The sequence below is a fragment of the Streptomyces sp. NPDC005281 genome (genome assembly GCF_040607495.1).
Lineage (GTDB): Bacteria > Actinomycetota > Actinomycetes > Streptomycetales > Streptomycetaceae > Streptomyces.
Window position 1 is genome coordinate 77,451 of record NZ_JBEXGX010000013.1, and the last position, 17,147, is coordinate 94,597.

Here is a 17,147-nt window from a genome sequence, read left to right on the forward strand (position 1 = left end):
CCCAGGTATCCACCCCGGACACCCGGCGCGCCGAGACACCCGCCGCCCCCCATGCCCGCCGCTCCACACGCCCGGCGTGCCGAGACGCCGGCGGAGCCCACACAGGGAGCCTCACGTGATGCCCGCACAACCGCCCGAGGACCGTGCCCTGAGCCCGTACACCGGCCGGACCCGCGCCCACTGGGAGGCGGCCGCCGATTCCCTGCTCGCCGCGGTCGCCCCGTACGCCACCGACGACCAGGCCCTCTACCACTTCCCCGGGAAGCACACGAGCACCTCGGGCAGGCTCTCCGACGGTCTGGAGGGCTACGCCCGTACGCTGCTGCTGGCCGGCTTCCGCCGTGACGAGAAGGTCCTGGAACGGTACGCGCGAGGCCTGGCCGCCGGAACGGCCGGAGTCTGGCCCCGAGTCGAGGACCGCGGTCAGCCGCTCGTCGAGGCCGCGTCGATCGCGCTCGCGCTGCGGCTGACCCGGCCCCTGCTGTGGGACCGCCTGGACGACGGCGTACGGCAACGGGCCGCCGAGTGGCTCGGCGACGCGCTGACGGCCGAACCCTGGCCCTGCAACTGGGAGTTGTTCCCCGTGACGGTCGGCGGATTCCTCCAGGAGGTCGGCTACGAGCCCGGGGCGTCACGCGCCGCGGTCGACCGGGGCCTGGAACGCATCGAGCAGTGGTACCTCGGCGACGGCTGGTACACCGACGGTGACGGGCGCAAGTTCGACTACTACAACGGCTGGGCCATGCACCTCTACCCGGTGCTGCACGCGTGGCTGGCGGACGACGACCGGCTCCTCGACCTGTACGCGGGCCGCCTGGAGGCCCATCTCGGCGACTACGCCCGTCTGTTCGGCGGCGACGGGGCGCCGATGCTCCAGGGCCGCTCGCTCACCTACCGCTTCGCGGCCACGGCCCCGCTGTGGCTCGGCGCTCTCACCGGCCGCACACCCCTGTCCCCGGGCGAGACGCGCCGCCTCGCCTCGAGCGCCCTGCGCTACTTCCTCGACCGGGGCGCGGTGGACGGCAACGGCCTGCTCACCCTCGGCTGGCACGGCCCCGACGAGGCGTTCCTCCAGCACTATTCGGGACCGGCCTCGCCGTACTGGGCGAGCAAGGCCTTCGTGGCTCTGCTGCTGCCCGCGGAACACGAGGTCTGGACGGCCACGGAGGAACCGGGGCCGGCGGAACGCGCCGACGCCGTCACCCCGGTCGGCCCGCCCAACTGGCTGCTCCAGTCGACGCGTTCGGACGGTCTGGTCCGCCTCCACAACCACGGCAGCGAGGACGTCCGCTACGACCCGTACTACACGCGGCTCGCCTACTCGACGGTGACGGCGCCCTCGCCCTCGCCCTCGTACGACAACAGCGTGATCGTCGGTGCCGACGCGAGCCGTACGGGGATCGTCCCGCTGGGCGTCGGGGAGGGCTGGGCGGCGTCCCGGCACACCGTCTCGGAGGGCGTCGAGGTCACCTCCCTCGTGGTCGCCCGGGGTGCCGTGGAGGTGCGGGCCCATCTGGTGTCGGGTGCGGCCCCGGGGACGCTCGTACGGGTCACGGGCTGGGCCGTGCGCGACGGCGTACATTCCGAACTCCTGCCCGGGTACGGTCTGTCGGGAACGGGGGAGGGCGTCACCGGGGAGGCTCCTTCCCTGTTCGTCGCCCTCGTCCGCCTCACCGCCGACCGGGACCCCCTTCCGCTCGCGGACCTGGTGTCCGTGCGGGTGACGGCGTCCGAGGACGCGGGGCCGGGCGCGTACGGACTGACGGTGACCTGGACCGCGGGAGGAACGGCGGGCTTCCGGTTCGACGGCACCGGCGGGATCGTCCATCCGGGCGGCGGCGACTTCACCGGCAGTCCTTACAGTTCGGGGTGAGGCGGAAACGGGTCCGCCGGGGCAGGGGGTGTGTCATGGGCGGTCCGGACAGGAACTGGGGCGGTCTGGGCGGCAGAGCCGGCGTCGGTCCGATGGACGCGGAGCGGATGATCACGGAGGCGCGGAAGGCGTTCTTCGTGATGTTCGGCTTCGTCGCGATCGTCTGGCTGGTGCAACTGGCCAACTTCACCGACCATTACGCGCTCTCGCGGGACTACGGCGTGGTGTCCGGCGACGTCACGACGCTGCCCGACATCATCAGCGCGCCCTTCCTGCACTGGAGTTGGGCGCACATCGAGAGCAATTCCGGGCCGCTGTTCGTCTTCGGGTTCCTCGCCGCCTACCGAGGCGTGGTCCGCTTCCTCGGACTGAGCCTGCTGGTGGCGGTGACCAGCGGGCTCGTCGTGTGGTTCTTCGAACGTGGCGATGTGGACACGGTGGGCGCCAGCGGGCTGATCTTCGGCTACTTCGGCTATGTCGTGGTCCGCGGGATCTTCGACCGGCATCTGATCGACACGCTGATCGGTGTCGTCATGGCGGCCTCCTTCGCCTACATGCTCACCGTGGCGGTACCCGGGACGCCCGGAGTGAGCTGGCTCGGCCACCTCGGGGGCCTGATCGGCGGCCTGGCCGGCGCCTGGATCTTCCGGGACCGTCGCCCAGGCCCCCTCCCGGGCCCCGGCCCCGCCACGGGAGCACCCGCCCACCGCACCCCGAACCCGAACACCGCCGGCCCACGCGCGGACCTGCACAAGGAACTGGGCGATCTCGGGCTGCTCTGACCGGGGACACACTTCGGTGGTCCACCGGCTCCGAGCAACCCGGCCACGCCCCCCTCGGAGCCGTCGGCGCGCCGTGAGAGGCGTGGTTCAGCCGTGCCGGCCGTCCGCGGCGCGTGGCCAGTTCTCCAGGGTCACGTGCAGCGCGTCCAGGGCGTGGCGCCATGATGTCTCCACGGCGCGGGGTGCGCCGAAGCCGCCGATGGCCTCCAGGGCGCAGTAGCCGTGGAACGTGCTGCGCAACAGACGTACGGCGTCGGTCAGGTCGGGCTCGGACAGCCCGTAGGCGCGGAGCATCCCGTAGGTGACCTCGGCCGTGACCTCCGCCGTGCGGCGGTACTCGGCCCGCTCCGCGAGCAGGGCCGGGTCGGGCTGCGTGTGGGTGGCCCGGTAGCGGCCCGGCCGCTCCAGCGCGTACGCGCGATAGGCGTCGGCGAAGGCGACGAGCGCGTCCTTGCCGGCCCGCCCGGCCACCGCGGTGGCGATCCTGTCGATCATCTCGCCGGACGCGAGCAGCGCGACGCGCTCGCGCAGTTCGCGGATGTTCCGAACATGCGCATACATGCTCGCGTCCTTCACCCCGAACCGCCGGGCGAGCGCGGCCACGGTGACGTTCTCGAAGCCGATCTCGTCCGCGAGATCGGCCGCCGCCAGCACGACCCGCTCGGTCGTGAGTCCGGCACGAGCCATGAGAACCACCTTTGCGCCACAGAACATTCCCTGGGGAACCCAGGCAGAAGCCTAGTACCGCACGACCGCCGACTCCGTGGAATTCATGACGCAACGGACACGCTCCACGGCAACGCGCCCACAGATATAGCCAGTTGACCGATTCAGGTCGCTCCGCGAACACGAGGGGGCCGCCCGCCGTTCATGCTCCGGCCCGAATCTCCTCATGACGCGCCCGCAGGGGCGGGGCTGGACTCAGGAGGCGGTCATGGGGCACACGCACGGACACGGCGAGCACGGGCACCAGCATCACCACCATCACGCTCACGAGGACACGGGCGCCCCGCTGCCGGCCGCCTTCGACACCTCCGTACCCGACGAGGCGCTCACCCCCGAGCAGCAGTCGCGACGGTCGCTGCTGCGCCGCGCGGGACTGCTCGGCGCCGGCCTGGCCGCCGGCGGTGTCCTCGCGCAGGGGGCCGCCACCCCCGCGTACGCCTCCACGGGCGGCCGGAGAAAGAACGGCTTCCTGTGGCTGGCCGGAGACCACCACATCCACACCCAGTACAGCAGCGACGGCAAGTACCGCGTCGGCGACCAGGTCAGGCAGGGCGCGGCGCACGGCCTGGACTGGATGGTCATCACCGACCACGGCAGCGAAACCCACGCCAAGATCGGTGTGGACAAGGTCAACCCGGACATCCAGGAGGCCCGGGACACCTACGAGGACACCCTCGTCTTCCAGGGCCTCGAATGGAACATCCCCGCCGCCGAGCACGGCACCGTCTTCGTCCACCCGGGCCGCAACGAGGTCGCGGTCCTCAAGCAGTTCGAGACCGACTACGACGGCAGCGTCAAGAATGCCTCCGACTCGACGCCGGCCAACGAGGCACTCGCCATCGCGGGCCTCAGTTTCCTTGCCGAGCAGGTTCAGCGGCGCCGCGTCAAGGACGTCCTGATGCTGGCCAACCACCCCGCCCGCAAGGGCCTCGACTCCCCGCACGAGATCCGCGCCTGGCGCGACGCGACCCCCGCGTCCCACCAGATCGCCGTCGGCTTCGAGGGCGCGCCGGGCCACCAGGGCGGCGGCATCGAGAAGACGTACGGCATGGGCGTCGCGCGCGGTCTGTACGACAACAGCCCGAGCGCCAACTCCTTCGCCGGGTACCCGCTGGAGAGCTACCGCACCTGGGGCGGCTTCGACTGGATGACCGCCACCGTCGGCGGCCTGTGGGACAGCCTGCTCGCCGAGGGCAAGCCCTGGTGGATCACCGCCAACTCCGACTCCCACCAGGTCTACACGGACACCGCCGTACGGGGCGGCCCGGACAGCGACTTCACCGCCAACGGCCGGCACACCGACCCGGTCTACGGCGGCAGGATCGACACCACGCAGGGCGACTACTGGCCCGGCCAGTACAGCCGTACGCACGTCGGCTCGGACGGATTCTCCTACGCCGCCGTGATGGACGGCATCCGCGCCGGCCGCGTGTGGGTCGACCACGGGCAGCTCGTCAGCGGTCTCGACGCGCGGGTCTCCGGTGGCGGCCGCTGGGCCACCCTCGGCGGCGCGCTGCACGTACGCAAGGGCACCCGGGTCACGCTGACCGTGGACCTCGGGCTGGCCGGAGGCCCCAACTGGGCAGGTTTCGTGCCCAAGCTGGCGCGTGTCGACGTCATCCAGGGTGATGTGACGGGCGCGGCCTCCGACCGGGACACGCTCACCGCCCCCACCGCGCGGGTCGCCAAGACCTACGAGGTGAACAAGTCGTCCGGCACGGTCCGCCTCACCTACGACCTCGGCGCCGTCGACCGTCCGGTGTACGTCCGTCTGCGCGGCACCGACGGCAACCGTTCCGCCGTCGGCCTCAGGGGCGCGGCGGTCGACCCGCAGGGCCCGGCGGTGGACGTCCTCGGTGACGCCGACCCGTGGAAGGACCTGTGGTTCTACTCCAACCCGGTGTGGGTCCTGCCTTCGTGAGCGAGCGGTACGTCGTCGGAGTCGACACCGGTCATACGGGAGCCCTGCGCGAGGCCGACCATCTGCTGCGCGCGGTCGCCGCTGAACTCGGCCTGGGCGCGGAAGCGGTGGGCTGCACGCACCACGTTCGGGACGGGCGGCGGCCGCACACGGCGCTGTCCTTCGCCCTGCCGTCGGAGCGGGCGGCCCGTGCGGCCCGGCAGTGGCTCACGGACGACGCCTCGTCCGAAACCGGCGCCCCTCTGGGTGTCGCCTTCGGCGAGGACCGGCACGGGCCCGACGAGCTCGTGGCCGGAGCCGCCCACGCCGCCGCCGAACACCTGGCGCGCACGGGCGGCCGAGCCGTCCTGTACCCGGGGGCCGGCGCCCTGACCGGTGTCCTGACCGTCGCGAGGCTGCTGGAGGTCAGCGCGGTGGACCGGGTCGCCGTGCTCGGCTCGCCCGAGGGTGCCTCCCCGGAGGCGAAGCTGGTCACGCGTGAGCACGTACGACCGGAGTGGCGCGACGGCCGTCTCGTCCTCGCGGCGATGCCGGCCGCCGGGGGCACCCTGGTGCCCTTCGAGGTGCCCAACCCGACACCCTGCTGCGCCGATCACTGACGGGTACGGCCGGACGGCTGGGGAGAGCCGTCCGGCCGCACCCGGGACGCGGGCCTCAGTCCGGGATCTCGGAGAACACGAACGAGAACTCGGCCGGGGCGGCCCTCAGTTGGTAGCGCGGAAGGGCGCCGGGACCGCACGACTGCGAACCGATGCCCTGCTGGCCGTGATCGAGGTTGACCCAGACCGTGTCACCGGGGCGCAGATCCGTCGGATGCTCCGCCGCGTCCAGCTCCTCGGTCGTCCAGCGGCGCGCGGTGAACCAGAAGGCAGGGTCGCCCTCGATCCGCAGTCCGCCGATCTCGGCCCATCGGACGTCGGGCCGGGCGCCGTTCTCCTGCGGGCGCACGTAGGGCGTCTGCATCGCGTCGACCGTCGACTCCCAACGACCCTGCGCGCAGGCTGCCTTGGTGTCCGGATATCCCTCTCCGGGGCCGCCGCCGAGCCAGGTCGCCCGGTCCGCGGAGCCCGCGAGCCCGAGCCGGACACCGAGTCGGGGCAGGGGCAGTGCCCACCGGCCCTCCGGCGTCACGGACACGGTCAGCCGCAGCCGTGTGCCGTCGGAGGTCCAGCGGTACACCGTGCGCAGGCCCACGTCCCGGGCCGCGGGCGCCACCCGGGTGCGTACGGTCAGGGAGTTCCCGTCCGCCTCCACCGCGTCCAGGCGGTGCCGCATCCGGTGCAGGCCCAGCGCCCGCCACAGCGGGCCGTGACGGGCGTCCGGCTGCCAGTGCGCGCCGTTGTCGTTGTCGGTCGGGGCGCGCCAGACGTCCAGGCGTGGGCCGGTGACCTCGGTGCCGCCGATGGACAGCAGCACTCCGGTGCGGGCGTCGAAGGTGCCGGGGCCGAGGGTGATCACCCGTCCGCCCGGGACGGGAGCCGTCGACGGCACGAATGCCGGCAACTCGGCCCGGACCGACTGAACTTGAGTCCAGGCGACGACATGGCCGCGCGGCCCCCACGCCGTCTCCTCGGCGAGCACCGCCCGGACCGTCCACCATGCCTCGGCCCCCCGCGGGTCGGCGGGCGGCGCCGGCAGTTTGACGTCGGCCGACTCGCCCGGTGCCGTCGCGGGTACCGAGAGGGGCCCCGACTCGACGGTCTCGCCGTCCACTTGGTACGACCACTCGAAGGCCAGATGGGAAAGGTCCGCGAAGTCGTACCCGTTGGTGACGCGCACGGTGCCGTCCCAGCCCGCGCCGGGTCCCCGGCGTTCACCGTGCAGGGTGGCGGAGTCCCCGCCGTCGATGCGGACGGGCTCGATCACCTTCTTGTACCCGAGGAGTCCGGGAGACGGCGTCCGGTCCGGGAAGAGAAGTCCGTCGCAGACGAAGTTCCCGTCGTGCAGTTCCTCGCCGAAGTCCCCTCCGTACGCGAACCCGTGGCGCTCGTCCTTGACGCCGTGGTCGATCCACTCCCAGATGAAGCCGCCCTGGAGCCGGTCGTGGGAGGTGAACAGATGCTGGTAGTCGTCGATGCCGCCGGGGCCGTTGCCCATGGCGTGCCCGTATTCGCAGAGGATGAAAGGCAGTCGGCGCCGCCTCAGTCCTCCGCCGTCCTGGTGCCGGCCGATCCGCTCGACCTCGGCGTGATCGGCGTACATCCGCGAATAGACGTCCGTGTCACGGCAGTCGTGGTCGCCCTCGTAGTGGATGAGCCGTGAACCGTCCCGGGCTCGGATCCACTCGGCCATCGCGGTCAGACCGCGCCCGGTGCCGGCCTCGTTGCCGAGCGACCACAGGACGACCGACGGATGGTTCTTGTCCCGCTCGACCATGCGCGCGGCCCGGTCGAGCAGCGCGGGGGTCCAGCGGGGGTCGTCGACGGGGTTGTCGCGCCAGGCCTGTTCGGTGAAACCGTGGGTCTCCAGGTCGCATTCGTCGACGACCCAGAGCCCGTAGGTGTCGCACAGGTCGAGGAAGGCGGGGTGGGGCGGGTAGTGCGAGGTGCGCACGGCGTTGATGTTGTGCCGCTTCATCAGCAGTACGTCCGCGAGCATGGTCTCCGGGTCCAGGGCGCGGCCCTTCTCCGGATGCCATTCGTGCCGGTTGACGCCCTTGAACAGGACGGCCCTGCCGTTGACCTCGATCAGGCCGTCCCGGAGTTCGACCGTGCGGAAGCCGATGCGCAGCGGGACGCGCTCGCCCCCGGTGACCAGCTCGCCGTCGTACAGCCGGGGCGTCTCGGCCGTCCAGGGCAGCACCGGGACGGTGACGGGTGTCCCGGTCCCGACATCGATGTCCAGCGCGGGCACGAGGACCCTGCCGTCGACATCGGAGTCGACACGCAGGGTGCCGAGGCCTTGGTGATGGTCGTACGAGGCGTGGACGAAGAAGTCGAGTGCGCTGCCCTGCGGGCGGTGCAGCAGGGTGACGTCGCGGAAGATGCCCGGCAGCCACCACTGGTCCTGGTCCTCCAGATAGGAGCCCGCCGACCACTGGTGCACCCGGACCGCGAGCACATTGGCGCCGGGCTTCAGCAGATGGCCCACGGCGAACTCGTGCGGCAGCCGCGAGCCCTTGAACTCGCCGAGGTCCGTGCCGTTCAGCCAGACCCGGGCACAGGACTCGACCCCGTCGAAGCGCAGGACCGTACCGCCGTCCGCGGCCCAGTCGGACGGCAGGTCGAAGCGGCGCAGGTGGTCGCCGGTCGGGTTCTCGGTCGGTACGCGCGGCGGGTCGACCGGGAACGGGTAGAGGTGGTTGGTGTAGGCCGGCGCGCCATGGCCCTGGAGCACCCAGTGACCGGGTACCTGGACCTCGGCCCAGCCCGTGGCGTCGTAGTCCTCGGTGGCGAAGGAGTCGTCCTCGGCGTCGGCGGTGGGGGAGAGCCTGAAGTCCCAACCGCCGTTCAGGGAACAGGACCTGGCGTCCGAGGTCGCGTACCAGGCGCGGGGAGCGAGAGCGCCGCTGCCGGGGGAGACGTCCTCGACGTAGCCGGTGGTGGACGGGGGAGAGGCCGGTTGTCCGGGAGAGGTGCGGAAAGACATGCGTCTCCTAGTTCAGCCCTTGATGCCGGTCTGTGCGATTCCCTGGACCAGCCAGCGCTGGAGGAAGAGGAACACGAACACCAGGGGCAGGATGGAAATGGCCGTGGCCATGAAGATCAGATGGAAGTTGACGGTCTGGTTCGTCATGTACGAGGACAGCGCCACTTGAACGGTCCAGGCGTCGGGGTCCTGGCCGATGACCAGCGGCCACAGGAAGGCGTTCCAGCCGCTGATGAACGTGATGGTCCCGATGGCGGCGAAGAAGTTGAGGGAGTTGGGTACGACGATGCGCCAATAGGCGCCCCAGTGACCGAGGCCGTCCATGCGCGCCGCCTCCTCCAGCTCCTTCGGGAACCCCAAGAAGTACTGCCGGAAGAGGAAGCACGTGAAACCGCTGAAAAGCCCCGGAATGATGAGGCCGCGAAGACTGTCCACCCAGCCGAGCGAGGACACGAGCACGAAGCTCGGCACGAAGGTCACCGCGGCGGGGACCATCAGGGTGACCAGCACCGCGTAGAAGACCTTGTCGGCGTGCCGGTACGGGATCCGTGCGAGGCCGTAGCCGGCGAGGGAGCAGACCAGCAGGGTGCCCAGGGTGTGCAGCACGCCGACGACGGCGGAGTTCCACAGGGAGCGGGCGAAGGGGACGGTGGGGTCGTCGAACAGCTCCGCGACGTTGCCCCACTTGAGGTCGGTGGGGAAGAACTGCCAGTTCTCGCCGGTGATTTCGGCGTCGGTCGACAGGGCGTTGCGCACGAGCAGATAGAAGGGGACGAGGAACAGCAGCGCGGCGACCCCGGTGGCCACGTACAGGCCGCTGCCGCCGAGGACACCACCGCGGCCGCTCCGCCCGCGTTTCCGTGGCGGGGCGGTGTGGGTCTTGCGGCTCCGCGTGACGGCCGTCATCGGGCGTCCTCCCCGCGTCCGAATCCCAGGAACCTGCCCTGGAGCAGGGTCACCATGCAGATCAGCAGGGTGAGGATGACCGCGCCCGCGCTGCCCGCGCCGTAGTCCTGCTCCTGGCCGAGCGCCGTGTAGTACAGCTCGACGAGCGGCGGGCGGCCCCAGGTGGTCTTCGAGAGCAGGTTGAAGAACTCGTCGAAGGCCTGGTAGGCGGCCACGAGGAGCAGCAGGATCACGGCTGTCGAGGTCGCGCGCAGCTGCGGCAGCGTGATGTGGCGGAAGGACTGCCAGCCGGGCCCGGCGCCGTCGATCGCGGCCGCCTCGTAGAGCTCCGGAGGGATGTTCTGGAGGGCGGCCAGGAAGAGGATCATGTAGAAGCCGGCCTGGAGCCAGAGGCGTGCGGTCACGATGACCAGCCAGTACCAGGGCGGATCGGGGTCGGCCAGCCACGCGATGTTCTCGATCCCAAACCAGCCGAGGACGGTGTTCATCAGGCCGAAGCGGACCCCGCTGAAGATGGACATCTTCCAGATCAGCGAGGCGGCGACGTAACTGCACGCGGTCGGCAGGAAGAACACCGACCGCAGGAACGCGCGCATGAACCGCAGCCGGTTCACCAGCAGCGCGAGGCCGAGGGAGAGTGCCCAGGTCAGCGGCACGATGAAGGCGGCGAAGACGGTGAACGTCAGCAGCGAGCCGGTGAAGTCGCCGTTCTCCAGCATCTGCCGGTAGTTGTCGAAGCCGACGAACTTGTCGGGGGTGACGGTGAAGCGTGCCTCGAAGAAGCTCAGCCACAGGCTCCAGCCGATCGGCACGTACACGAAGACGAGAAGGCCGATGAGGAAGGGGCCGGTGAAGAGCCAGAAGTTGAGGGTGCTGCCGCCGCGCAGCCCCCGCCGCGGCCGGGCCGGCGGGGCCTTTGCCGGGGCGGGGCGCGTGAGCCCGCGTGGGGTGGTGATCGACATGTCGGGGCCCGTCCGCCGGTCTATCCGAAGAGTTTCTTGAGCTCGCGTTCGACGGTCGCGTCGGCCTTGTCGAGCGCGGCCTCCGGGTCCCCGTCCTTGCGGACGGAGTTGGCGAAGACGTCCTCCAGGGCGGTGATCATGGACTGGGTCCAGCCGATGTTGTCGAAGTGGCCGTATTCGCCGAAGAGCCTGACTCCCTCGGCCGGCAGGCCCGACTTGAGCTTGGTGGCGGAGGCGGCGAGCGAGGAGCGCGGCGGGATGTGGAAGCCGTACGACAGCGACCAGTCCTCCTGGTACTTCTTCTGGTCGATCCAGAGCCACTTGACGTACTCCTTGGCCAGGTCGACGTTCCTGCCCTTGGCGTTGACGAACATCGACCAGCCGCCGTTGTAGACGGACGGCTTGCCCGAGTCGGTCACCTTCGGGAAGGGGAAGACCCCGATGTCGTCGCCGAGCGTCTTCTGCATCTGCGGCATCGCCCACATCCCGCAGAACTGCATCGCGCACAGGCCCTGGTTGAGCGCCGAGGGGTCCCAGTAGTCGGCCGGGGCGTCGAGGAGCAGATGGCCGCTGGTGAAGAGCTTGCGCATCTTCTTCAGGCCTTCCTTTACCCCTTCGGTGTGGTACGCGATCTGGTTCTTCGCGTCGAGGGTGTCGGCTCCCGCCGACCAGATCATGGGGTTGATCACCGCGTGCAGGTCGTTGCCGATGAACAGGCCCTTGACCTTGCCGGTCGTCAGCTTCGCCGCGGCCTCGCCGAGTTCGTCGAGAGTGGTCGGAACCTTGACGCCGGCCTTCTCCAGCAGGGAGGGACGGTAGAAGAAGAACTGCGGGTCGTCGATCATGCGGACGCCGTAGATCTTCCCGTCGACCGTGTGCGAGGCGATGTCGGCCGGGTTGAAGTCGTCCTTGACCGGGCCGACGATGTCGCTCAGGTCCGCCACCTGGCCGCTCTTGACGAGCTGGATCTGCGGGTGGAACTCGAAGACGTCGGGCGCGTTCCGAGTGAGCAGAGAGGCGAACAGCTTGCTCTCGAAGTCGCTGCCGGTGATCCACTGTGTGGTCACCCGGGCCTTGTCGTAGGCGCCCGCGTACCGCTTCACGGCCTGCTCGGTCCCCGCCTCCCCGTAGGCATGGAAGTACTGGACCAGCTCCTTGCCCGAACTCCCGCCCCCGGAGCGTCCGTTGTTGCTCCCGCAGGCCGCTAACGGGCCGAGAGCGGCGAGGCCGGCGGCGGCCCGCAGTACGGATCGACGGTCCCAGTTGCTGCTCAATGCCGACATGGTGACGTCCTTGTCTTGTGGGCGGTTCGAGTGCGCTGAACATGCCGGCCGCGTGCGGCCGCGGGTCGAATTCGCCGTGCGGTGCCGGACGTTAACCTTCCGCTAAGGCTTCGGCAAGGGGTTGGACGAAGTCGGCGCGAAGCGTTGCCGGGGGTTCGGGATACCGGACACCCGGGGCCGGGTTCCACCGGCTGGCACACCCCGTCCCATCAACTCCCGTGCATGTGGAGGCTCTTGGGATGGACCGTGCCGTCGTCGCCGATTCCGCGGTTCACGCCGGAGGTGCCGTGCGGCTCCTGGCGGGAGCGGTCCGCTTGACCGGCCGCCGGCCGACCGACTGGAGCGCGCCTTCGAGGGCGAAGGTGGCGGCGCCCAGGCAGACCGGGTCGGTCGGAATGGGGGAGAGGACGATCTCCGTGGCCGCGAGCGGGCGCCGCAGCGCGTGCCGGGCGACGGCCTCGCGCACCTCGCGCAGCAGCGGTTCCCCGAGCGTGGCCGCGACCCAGCTGCTGAGCACGACCACTTCGGGGTTGAGGAGGTTCACCAGGTCGGAGATCCCCGCGCCGAGGTAACGGGCCGTGTCGCGCACGACCTTGAGGGCCACCGGGTCCTGCGCGGCCACGCCCGCCGCGAGGGCGTCGATGGTGGCGGTCTGGTCCTCCGGGTGCAGGAGGGCGCTGCTCGGGCTCGACTCCCGCAGATTCAGCATGATTCCGGGCGCCCCGACATAGGTCTCCACACAGCCGTGGTTGCCGCAGTGGCACAGCCGGCCGTCCAGCACGAGGGTGGTGTGACCCCACTCGCCGGCGCTGTTGCTGACGCCCCGGTGCAGCCCGCCGCCGAGCGCGAGACCGGCGCCCACGCCCGTACCCAGGTTGACCACGACGGCGTCGCCGCGTCCGCGGGCCGCGCCGAACCACAGCTCGGCGACGGCGCAGGCGCGCAGCGGGTTGTCGAGGTGCAGGGGATAGGTGATGTGTTCCGCGAGCAGATCGAGCAACGGCACGTCGTGCCAGTCCCAGTTGGGCGCGTACTCGGCGATCCCGGTGTCGCGGTCGACCTGCCCGGGGACGCTGACGCCCACGCCCAGGACCCGCGCGCCCTCCACCCCGGCCTGTGCGACCACCGAGCCGACCGCGGCCGCGACATGGCCGACCACCTGCTCCGGGCGGCTCTCACCGGGGCGCATGTCCTCGTCGGCGCGGGCGAGCACGTTCAGGGCCAGGTCGAACAGCTCGACACGGACGTACGTCTCCGCGATGTCGACACCGATCAGGGCGCCCCCGGCGGCGTTGACCGCCACCAGGCCCCGCGGACGGCCGCCCGCCGAGTCCTCGAACCCGACCTCGGTGAGCATCCCGAGGTCCAGCAGTTCACCGACGAGCGTGGCGACCGTGGCCAGACTGAGTCCCGTCGCCGCCGCCAGCTCCTGCCGAGAGGTGGGTGATTCGGCGATGATCTGGCGCAGTACCTCGTACCGGTTGGCGGTGCGGATGTCGCGTGATGTGCCGCGCTTCATGGGACTCCCCTCGCTCCCCGCGCCGGCCGCCGGGCGCGCCGGCCCCTGCGCCGAGCAAGGCTATGGCCCGCCGGGGACATTCGACAAGGGGTTAGGAAATGGGGTGTACGAAGGCCGGGGCGGGAGTGCGCGAAGGTCAGGGACGGGGGTGGAGAAAGTCCCGCACGAAGGCGTTGGTGAACGTGCCTGCCGGGTCGAGTTCGCCGACCAGCGCCCTGAACTCGTCGAGCCGCGGCGACCGTTCGCGCAACACCGCCGGGGGCACGGTGAACACCTTGCCCCAGTGCGGCCGCGGCCCGAACGGCTCCAGCGCCCGCTCGACGCGCCCCACCACCGGCAGTACGGCCTCCGTGTCCTCGACCCAGGTGAAGTGCAGCGCCACGGTGTCCCGGCCGTACGCCGGACTCAGCCACTGGTCGTCGGCGGCCACCGTCCGCACCTCGCAGATCTGAAGCACCGGCGCGATCGTCTCCCGGATCGCGTCCAGGGCGTGCAGTGCCGCCATCGCGTCCGAGCGCGCCAGCAGATACTCCGACTGGAGCTCGGCCCCGCTGCTCGGCGTGAACTCGGCCCGGAAGTGCGGCAGTCGCTCGTGCCAGGGTCCCGGGATCCCCAACTGCTCGGTGCAGTTGCGGGCGGGCATGCCCGGCACCGGATGCATCGCCCCGGTAGCGGGCGCCGCCCACGGGAAGTCGGGCGCAGGCCGGTCCGTACGCCGCTTGAGCCACACCTGCCGGAAGCCGGGACGCCGCCAGTCGGTGAACAGGCTCACGCTGTACGCGGACGCCACCACCGACTCGAAGTCGAGTTCCGCCAGAGGGAGTTCGGTGTACACATGCTGGCTCACCTCGAAGTCCGGTTCCAGGTCGAGGGTGAGCGCGGTGACCACGCCGAGGGCACCGAGCGCGGTCACGGCACCGGCGAACCGCTCCTCGCCGCGGCCGATCACCAGAGAGGATCCGTCCGCCGTGATCAGCTCGATCTCACGCACGGCGGCGGCGAGCGACCCGTTGGCGACCCCGGACCCGTGGGTGCCGGTGGCGACCGATCCCGCCACGGAGATGTGCGGGAGCGAGGCCATGTTGTGCAGCGCGAGTCCGTGCTCGTGCACCCGGCGGGCGAGCTCGGCGTACCGGACGCCGCCCGAGACCCGTACCGTACGGGCCGCCGTGTCGACGTCCACCGAGGGCGGCAGGGCGGCGAGCGACAGCAGGACGCCGTCGGCGCCCGGTTCGGCGATCTCGTTGAACGAGTGCCCGCTGCCCAGCACCCGGACGCGGGAGGCGTCCGCGACCAGAGCGCGCAGCGCGCCGAGCGAGGAGGGCCGGTGCAGCTCCTTGGCCGCGTACGTGATGTTGCCGGCCCAGTTGGTCAGGGTCATCCCTGTCGTCCCTCCCCGGGAAGTCGCTGTCCGTGGCCCGTGCGACGACCACCCCGCGAACGTACCGTGCCGGTCCGCCGCGGTGGCAGACCGGTCCGTCGACCCTCTCACGTGGCGCGATCTGGTGCCGTCGCCTGCTGTGGCACTAGCGTAGAGAGCGGTTGCTGTCGTCGGCGTCACCGAACCGGAAGGCCACCTCCTTGCCCGAGCGTCCTGTGGCGATGTTCGCCATGACCGCCGAGAACGTGACACGGATCTTCCCTGCGGACACCCTTGCCCGGCTGCGCGAGCTGGTGGACATCGACCCCTCGGCGGTGGCGGGCGACTTCACCGATCCACGGGTACGGGCCCGTCTCGCCGACACCGAGATCCTGATCACCGGCTGGGGGTGCCCGGTGCTCGACGCGGACACGCTCGACGCCGCTCCCAAGCTGCGGGCCGTCCTGCACGCCGCAGGTTCCGTGAAGGGCTTCGCGACACCGGCGGTGTGGGAGCGCGGCATCCTCGTCTCCTCGGCCGCCGCCGCGAACGCGCTGCCCGTCGCCGAGTACACGCTGGCCATGATCCTGCTCGCGGGCAAGAACGTCTTCGCCCACCGGGAACGCCTGCGCGCCGAACGGGCCTTCCCCTACGGAGAGATCCTCCCCGGCATCGGCAACTTCGGCCGCCGCGTCGGCATCGTGGGCGCCTCCCGCATCGGCAGGCGCCTCATCGAACTGCTGCGGCCCTTCGACCTGTCGGTGAGCCTCGCCGACCCGTACGTCGACGAGGCCGGGGCGGCCGCGCTCGGCGTTCGCCCGCTGCCGCTCGACGAGCTGCTCGCCGACAGCGACATCGTCACGGTCCACGCCCCGCAGACCCCGGAGACCCGGCATCTGATCGGCCGCCGCGAGCTCGCCCTGATGCCCGCCGGAGCGGTCCTGATCAACACCGCGCGCGGATCCCTGGTCGACCACGACGCCCTCGTCGGGGCCCTGCGCGCCGGGCGCGTCGGCGCGATCCTCGACGTCACCGACCCCGAGCCCCTGCCCGTCGACTCCCCGCTGTACGACCTCCCGAACGCCTTCGTCACACCTCACCTGGCCGGCTCACAGGGCAACGAGGTCGCGCGCCTCGGCCTGACCGTGCTGGCGGAGACCGAGCGTGTGCTGTCCGGGAGGGCCCCGGAATTCCGGATCGACCGGGAGGACCTGGAACGGACCGCCTGACGCCTCGCGGACGGTCTGACGTCTCGCGCCTCACGGACTGCCTGACGTCTTGCCGCGCACTGGCCGGCCGTCAGCCGGCGGGCCGGTCCAGGAACGCCGTCGTCGCCGTCACGAACCGTTCCGGATCGTCGAGCCACGGGAAGTGCCCGGCCCCGGGCTGAACGACCAGCTCGGCGTGCGGGAACAGGGCGGCGACCCGGGCCATCGCCTGGGGCGGGGAATTCAGATCGGCCTCCCCGGCGAGCACCAGCACCGGGGACGCCAGACGGGCCAGAGCCGCCCGGGTGGCGTCCGGGGCGAAGGCGCCGTCGGAATAGCGGGCGGCGGCCTGGTGGTTCTTCCGCGCGTCCTCCGCGTCCCGGTGCGCCCGCGCGGCCTCGTCCCAACGGCCGTACCAGAAGGGGGCGATGGCCAGGAACGCGTCGGCGTCCCCGTTCCCGGCGGCGATCCTCTCCAGCGCCGCGAACGCCTCCGGGAACCACGGCTCGTCCCGGCGCAGCAGCGCCGTCGCCCGTCTGGCCTCGCCGGTGATCTCGATCCCGACGGCGTAGACGCTCGGCGTGATCAGCGCGAGCCGCGCGACGCGCTCCGGGTGGCGCTGCGCGTAGAGGACCGCCAGATTCGTCCCGCCGGAGTGCGCGAGCAGGTCCATCCGGTCGAGGCCGAGGTGCTCGCGCAGGGCCTCGACGTCGTCGACGAGCCGGTCGCAGCGGTACGAGTCGGGGTCCGCCGGGATCGCGGACCGGCCGGTCCCGCGCGGATCCATCATGATCAGCCGCCGGTGCGCGGACAGCCCGCCCAGGTTCCCGAGGTACCGGCAGTCCTGCATCGGTCCGCCCGGCAGACACACCACGGGCGGGCCGTCCCCGAGGGTGTCGAACGCCAGCTCGGTCCCGTCGTACGTGATGAAGGCAGGCATGACCAGGACTCTCGCAGCGGCGCCCCCGGCCGGGCAAGCGAGATCCGGTGCCGCGCCGGGTCGCGCGGCGCGAGGGGAC

General features: G+C 71.3%; 13 protein-coding genes. 5 read left to right on the top strand and 8 right to left on the bottom strand.

Annotation, left to right across the window (positions count from 1 at the left end; all coding sequences use genetic code 11):
• The first annotated feature begins 118 nt into the window (after positions 1–118).
• Together ABZV42_RS19680 and ABZV42_RS19685 are read left to right on the top strand one after the other, a co-directional pair.
• Positions 119–1,873, top strand: coding sequence for a DUF2264 domain-containing protein (locus tag ABZV42_RS19680; protein ID WP_356052911.1), 1,755 nt, complete (start codon positions 119–121; stop codon positions 1,871–1,873).
• 35 nt (positions 1,874–1,908) lie between these two features.
• Complete coding sequence (locus ABZV42_RS19685; RefSeq protein ID WP_356052914.1) at positions 1,909–2,655, top strand: rhomboid family intramembrane serine protease; 747 nt, start codon at positions 1,909–1,911, stop codon at positions 2,653–2,655.
• 87 nt (positions 2,656–2,742) lie between these two features.
• Here the strand turns inward: ABZV42_RS19685 and ABZV42_RS19690 are convergent, their stop codons facing one another.
• A complete protein-coding gene (locus ABZV42_RS19690) occupies positions 2,743–3,342 on the bottom strand; it encodes a WHG domain-containing protein (RefSeq protein WP_355979260.1) in 600 nt (199 codons plus the stop codon).
• A 247-nt stretch (positions 3,343–3,589) separates the two neighbouring features.
• Between ABZV42_RS19690 and ABZV42_RS19695 the strand changes: the two genes are divergently transcribed.
• Positions 3,590–5,302: a PHP domain-containing protein gene (locus ABZV42_RS19695; RefSeq protein ID WP_355979258.1), complete on the top strand. Its 1,713-nt coding sequence runs from the start codon at positions 3,590–3,592 to the stop codon at positions 5,300–5,302.
• A complete protein-coding gene (locus ABZV42_RS19700) occupies positions 5,299–5,901 on the top strand; it encodes a hypothetical protein (protein WP_356052916.1) in 603 nt (200 codons plus the stop codon). Before ABZV42_RS19695 ends, ABZV42_RS19700 begins: the two co-directional genes overlap by 4 nt.
• A 55-nt stretch (positions 5,902–5,956) precedes the next feature.
• Here the strand turns inward: ABZV42_RS19700 and ABZV42_RS19705 are convergent, their stop codons facing one another.
• The 6 genes from ABZV42_RS19705 to ABZV42_RS19730 form a co-directional block, all read right to left on the bottom strand.
• Positions 5,957–8,890: a glycoside hydrolase family 2 TIM barrel-domain containing protein gene (locus ABZV42_RS19705; RefSeq protein WP_356052918.1), complete on the bottom strand. Its 2,934-nt coding sequence runs from the start codon at positions 8,888–8,890 to the stop codon at positions 5,957–5,959.
• Between the two features lie 12 nt (positions 8,891–8,902).
• Positions 8,903–9,796: a carbohydrate ABC transporter permease gene (locus tag ABZV42_RS19710; protein WP_355979252.1), complete on the bottom strand. Its 894-nt coding sequence runs from the start codon at positions 9,794–9,796 to the stop codon at positions 8,903–8,905.
• A complete protein-coding gene (locus tag ABZV42_RS19715) occupies positions 9,793–10,758 on the bottom strand; it encodes a sugar ABC transporter permease (protein WP_355979250.1) in 966 nt (321 codons plus the stop codon). The genes ABZV42_RS19710 and ABZV42_RS19715 overlap by 4 nt, the downstream gene beginning before the upstream one ends.
• Positions 10,759–10,778: 20 nt before the next feature.
• Positions 10,779–12,041: a sugar ABC transporter substrate-binding protein gene (locus ABZV42_RS19720; RefSeq protein ID WP_355979248.1), complete on the bottom strand. Its 1,263-nt coding sequence runs from the start codon at positions 12,039–12,041 to the stop codon at positions 10,779–10,781.
• A gap of 271 nt (positions 12,042–12,312) precedes the next feature.
• Positions 12,313–13,560 carry an ROK family transcriptional regulator gene (locus ABZV42_RS19725; protein ID WP_355979246.1) on the bottom strand — a complete coding sequence of 416 codons (1,248 nt, stop codon included), beginning with the start codon at positions 13,558–13,560 and terminating at the stop codon, positions 12,313–12,315.
• A gap of 136 nt (positions 13,561–13,696) precedes the next feature.
• The gene (locus ABZV42_RS19730) at positions 13,697–14,941 is read right to left on the bottom strand and encodes an FAD-binding protein (RefSeq protein ID WP_356052920.1); all 1,245 of its coding nucleotides are present in this window, start codon (positions 14,939–14,941) and stop codon (positions 13,697–13,699) included.
• Positions 14,942–15,141: 200 nt separating this feature from the next.
• On the opposite strand from ABZV42_RS19730, the gene ABZV42_RS19735 reads away from it, so the two are divergent.
• Positions 15,142–16,149, top strand: coding sequence for a hydroxyacid dehydrogenase (locus ABZV42_RS19735; RefSeq protein WP_356052922.1), 1,008 nt, complete (start codon positions 15,142–15,144; stop codon positions 16,147–16,149).
• 70 nt (positions 16,150–16,219) lie between these two features.
• On the opposite strand, the gene ABZV42_RS19740 is transcribed toward ABZV42_RS19735, so the two are convergent.
• Positions 16,220–17,068, bottom strand: a complete 849-nt coding sequence (locus ABZV42_RS19740) for an alpha/beta hydrolase (RefSeq protein WP_355979240.1) — start codon at positions 17,066–17,068, stop codon at positions 16,220–16,222.
• Positions 17,069–17,147: the final 79 nt, after the last annotated feature.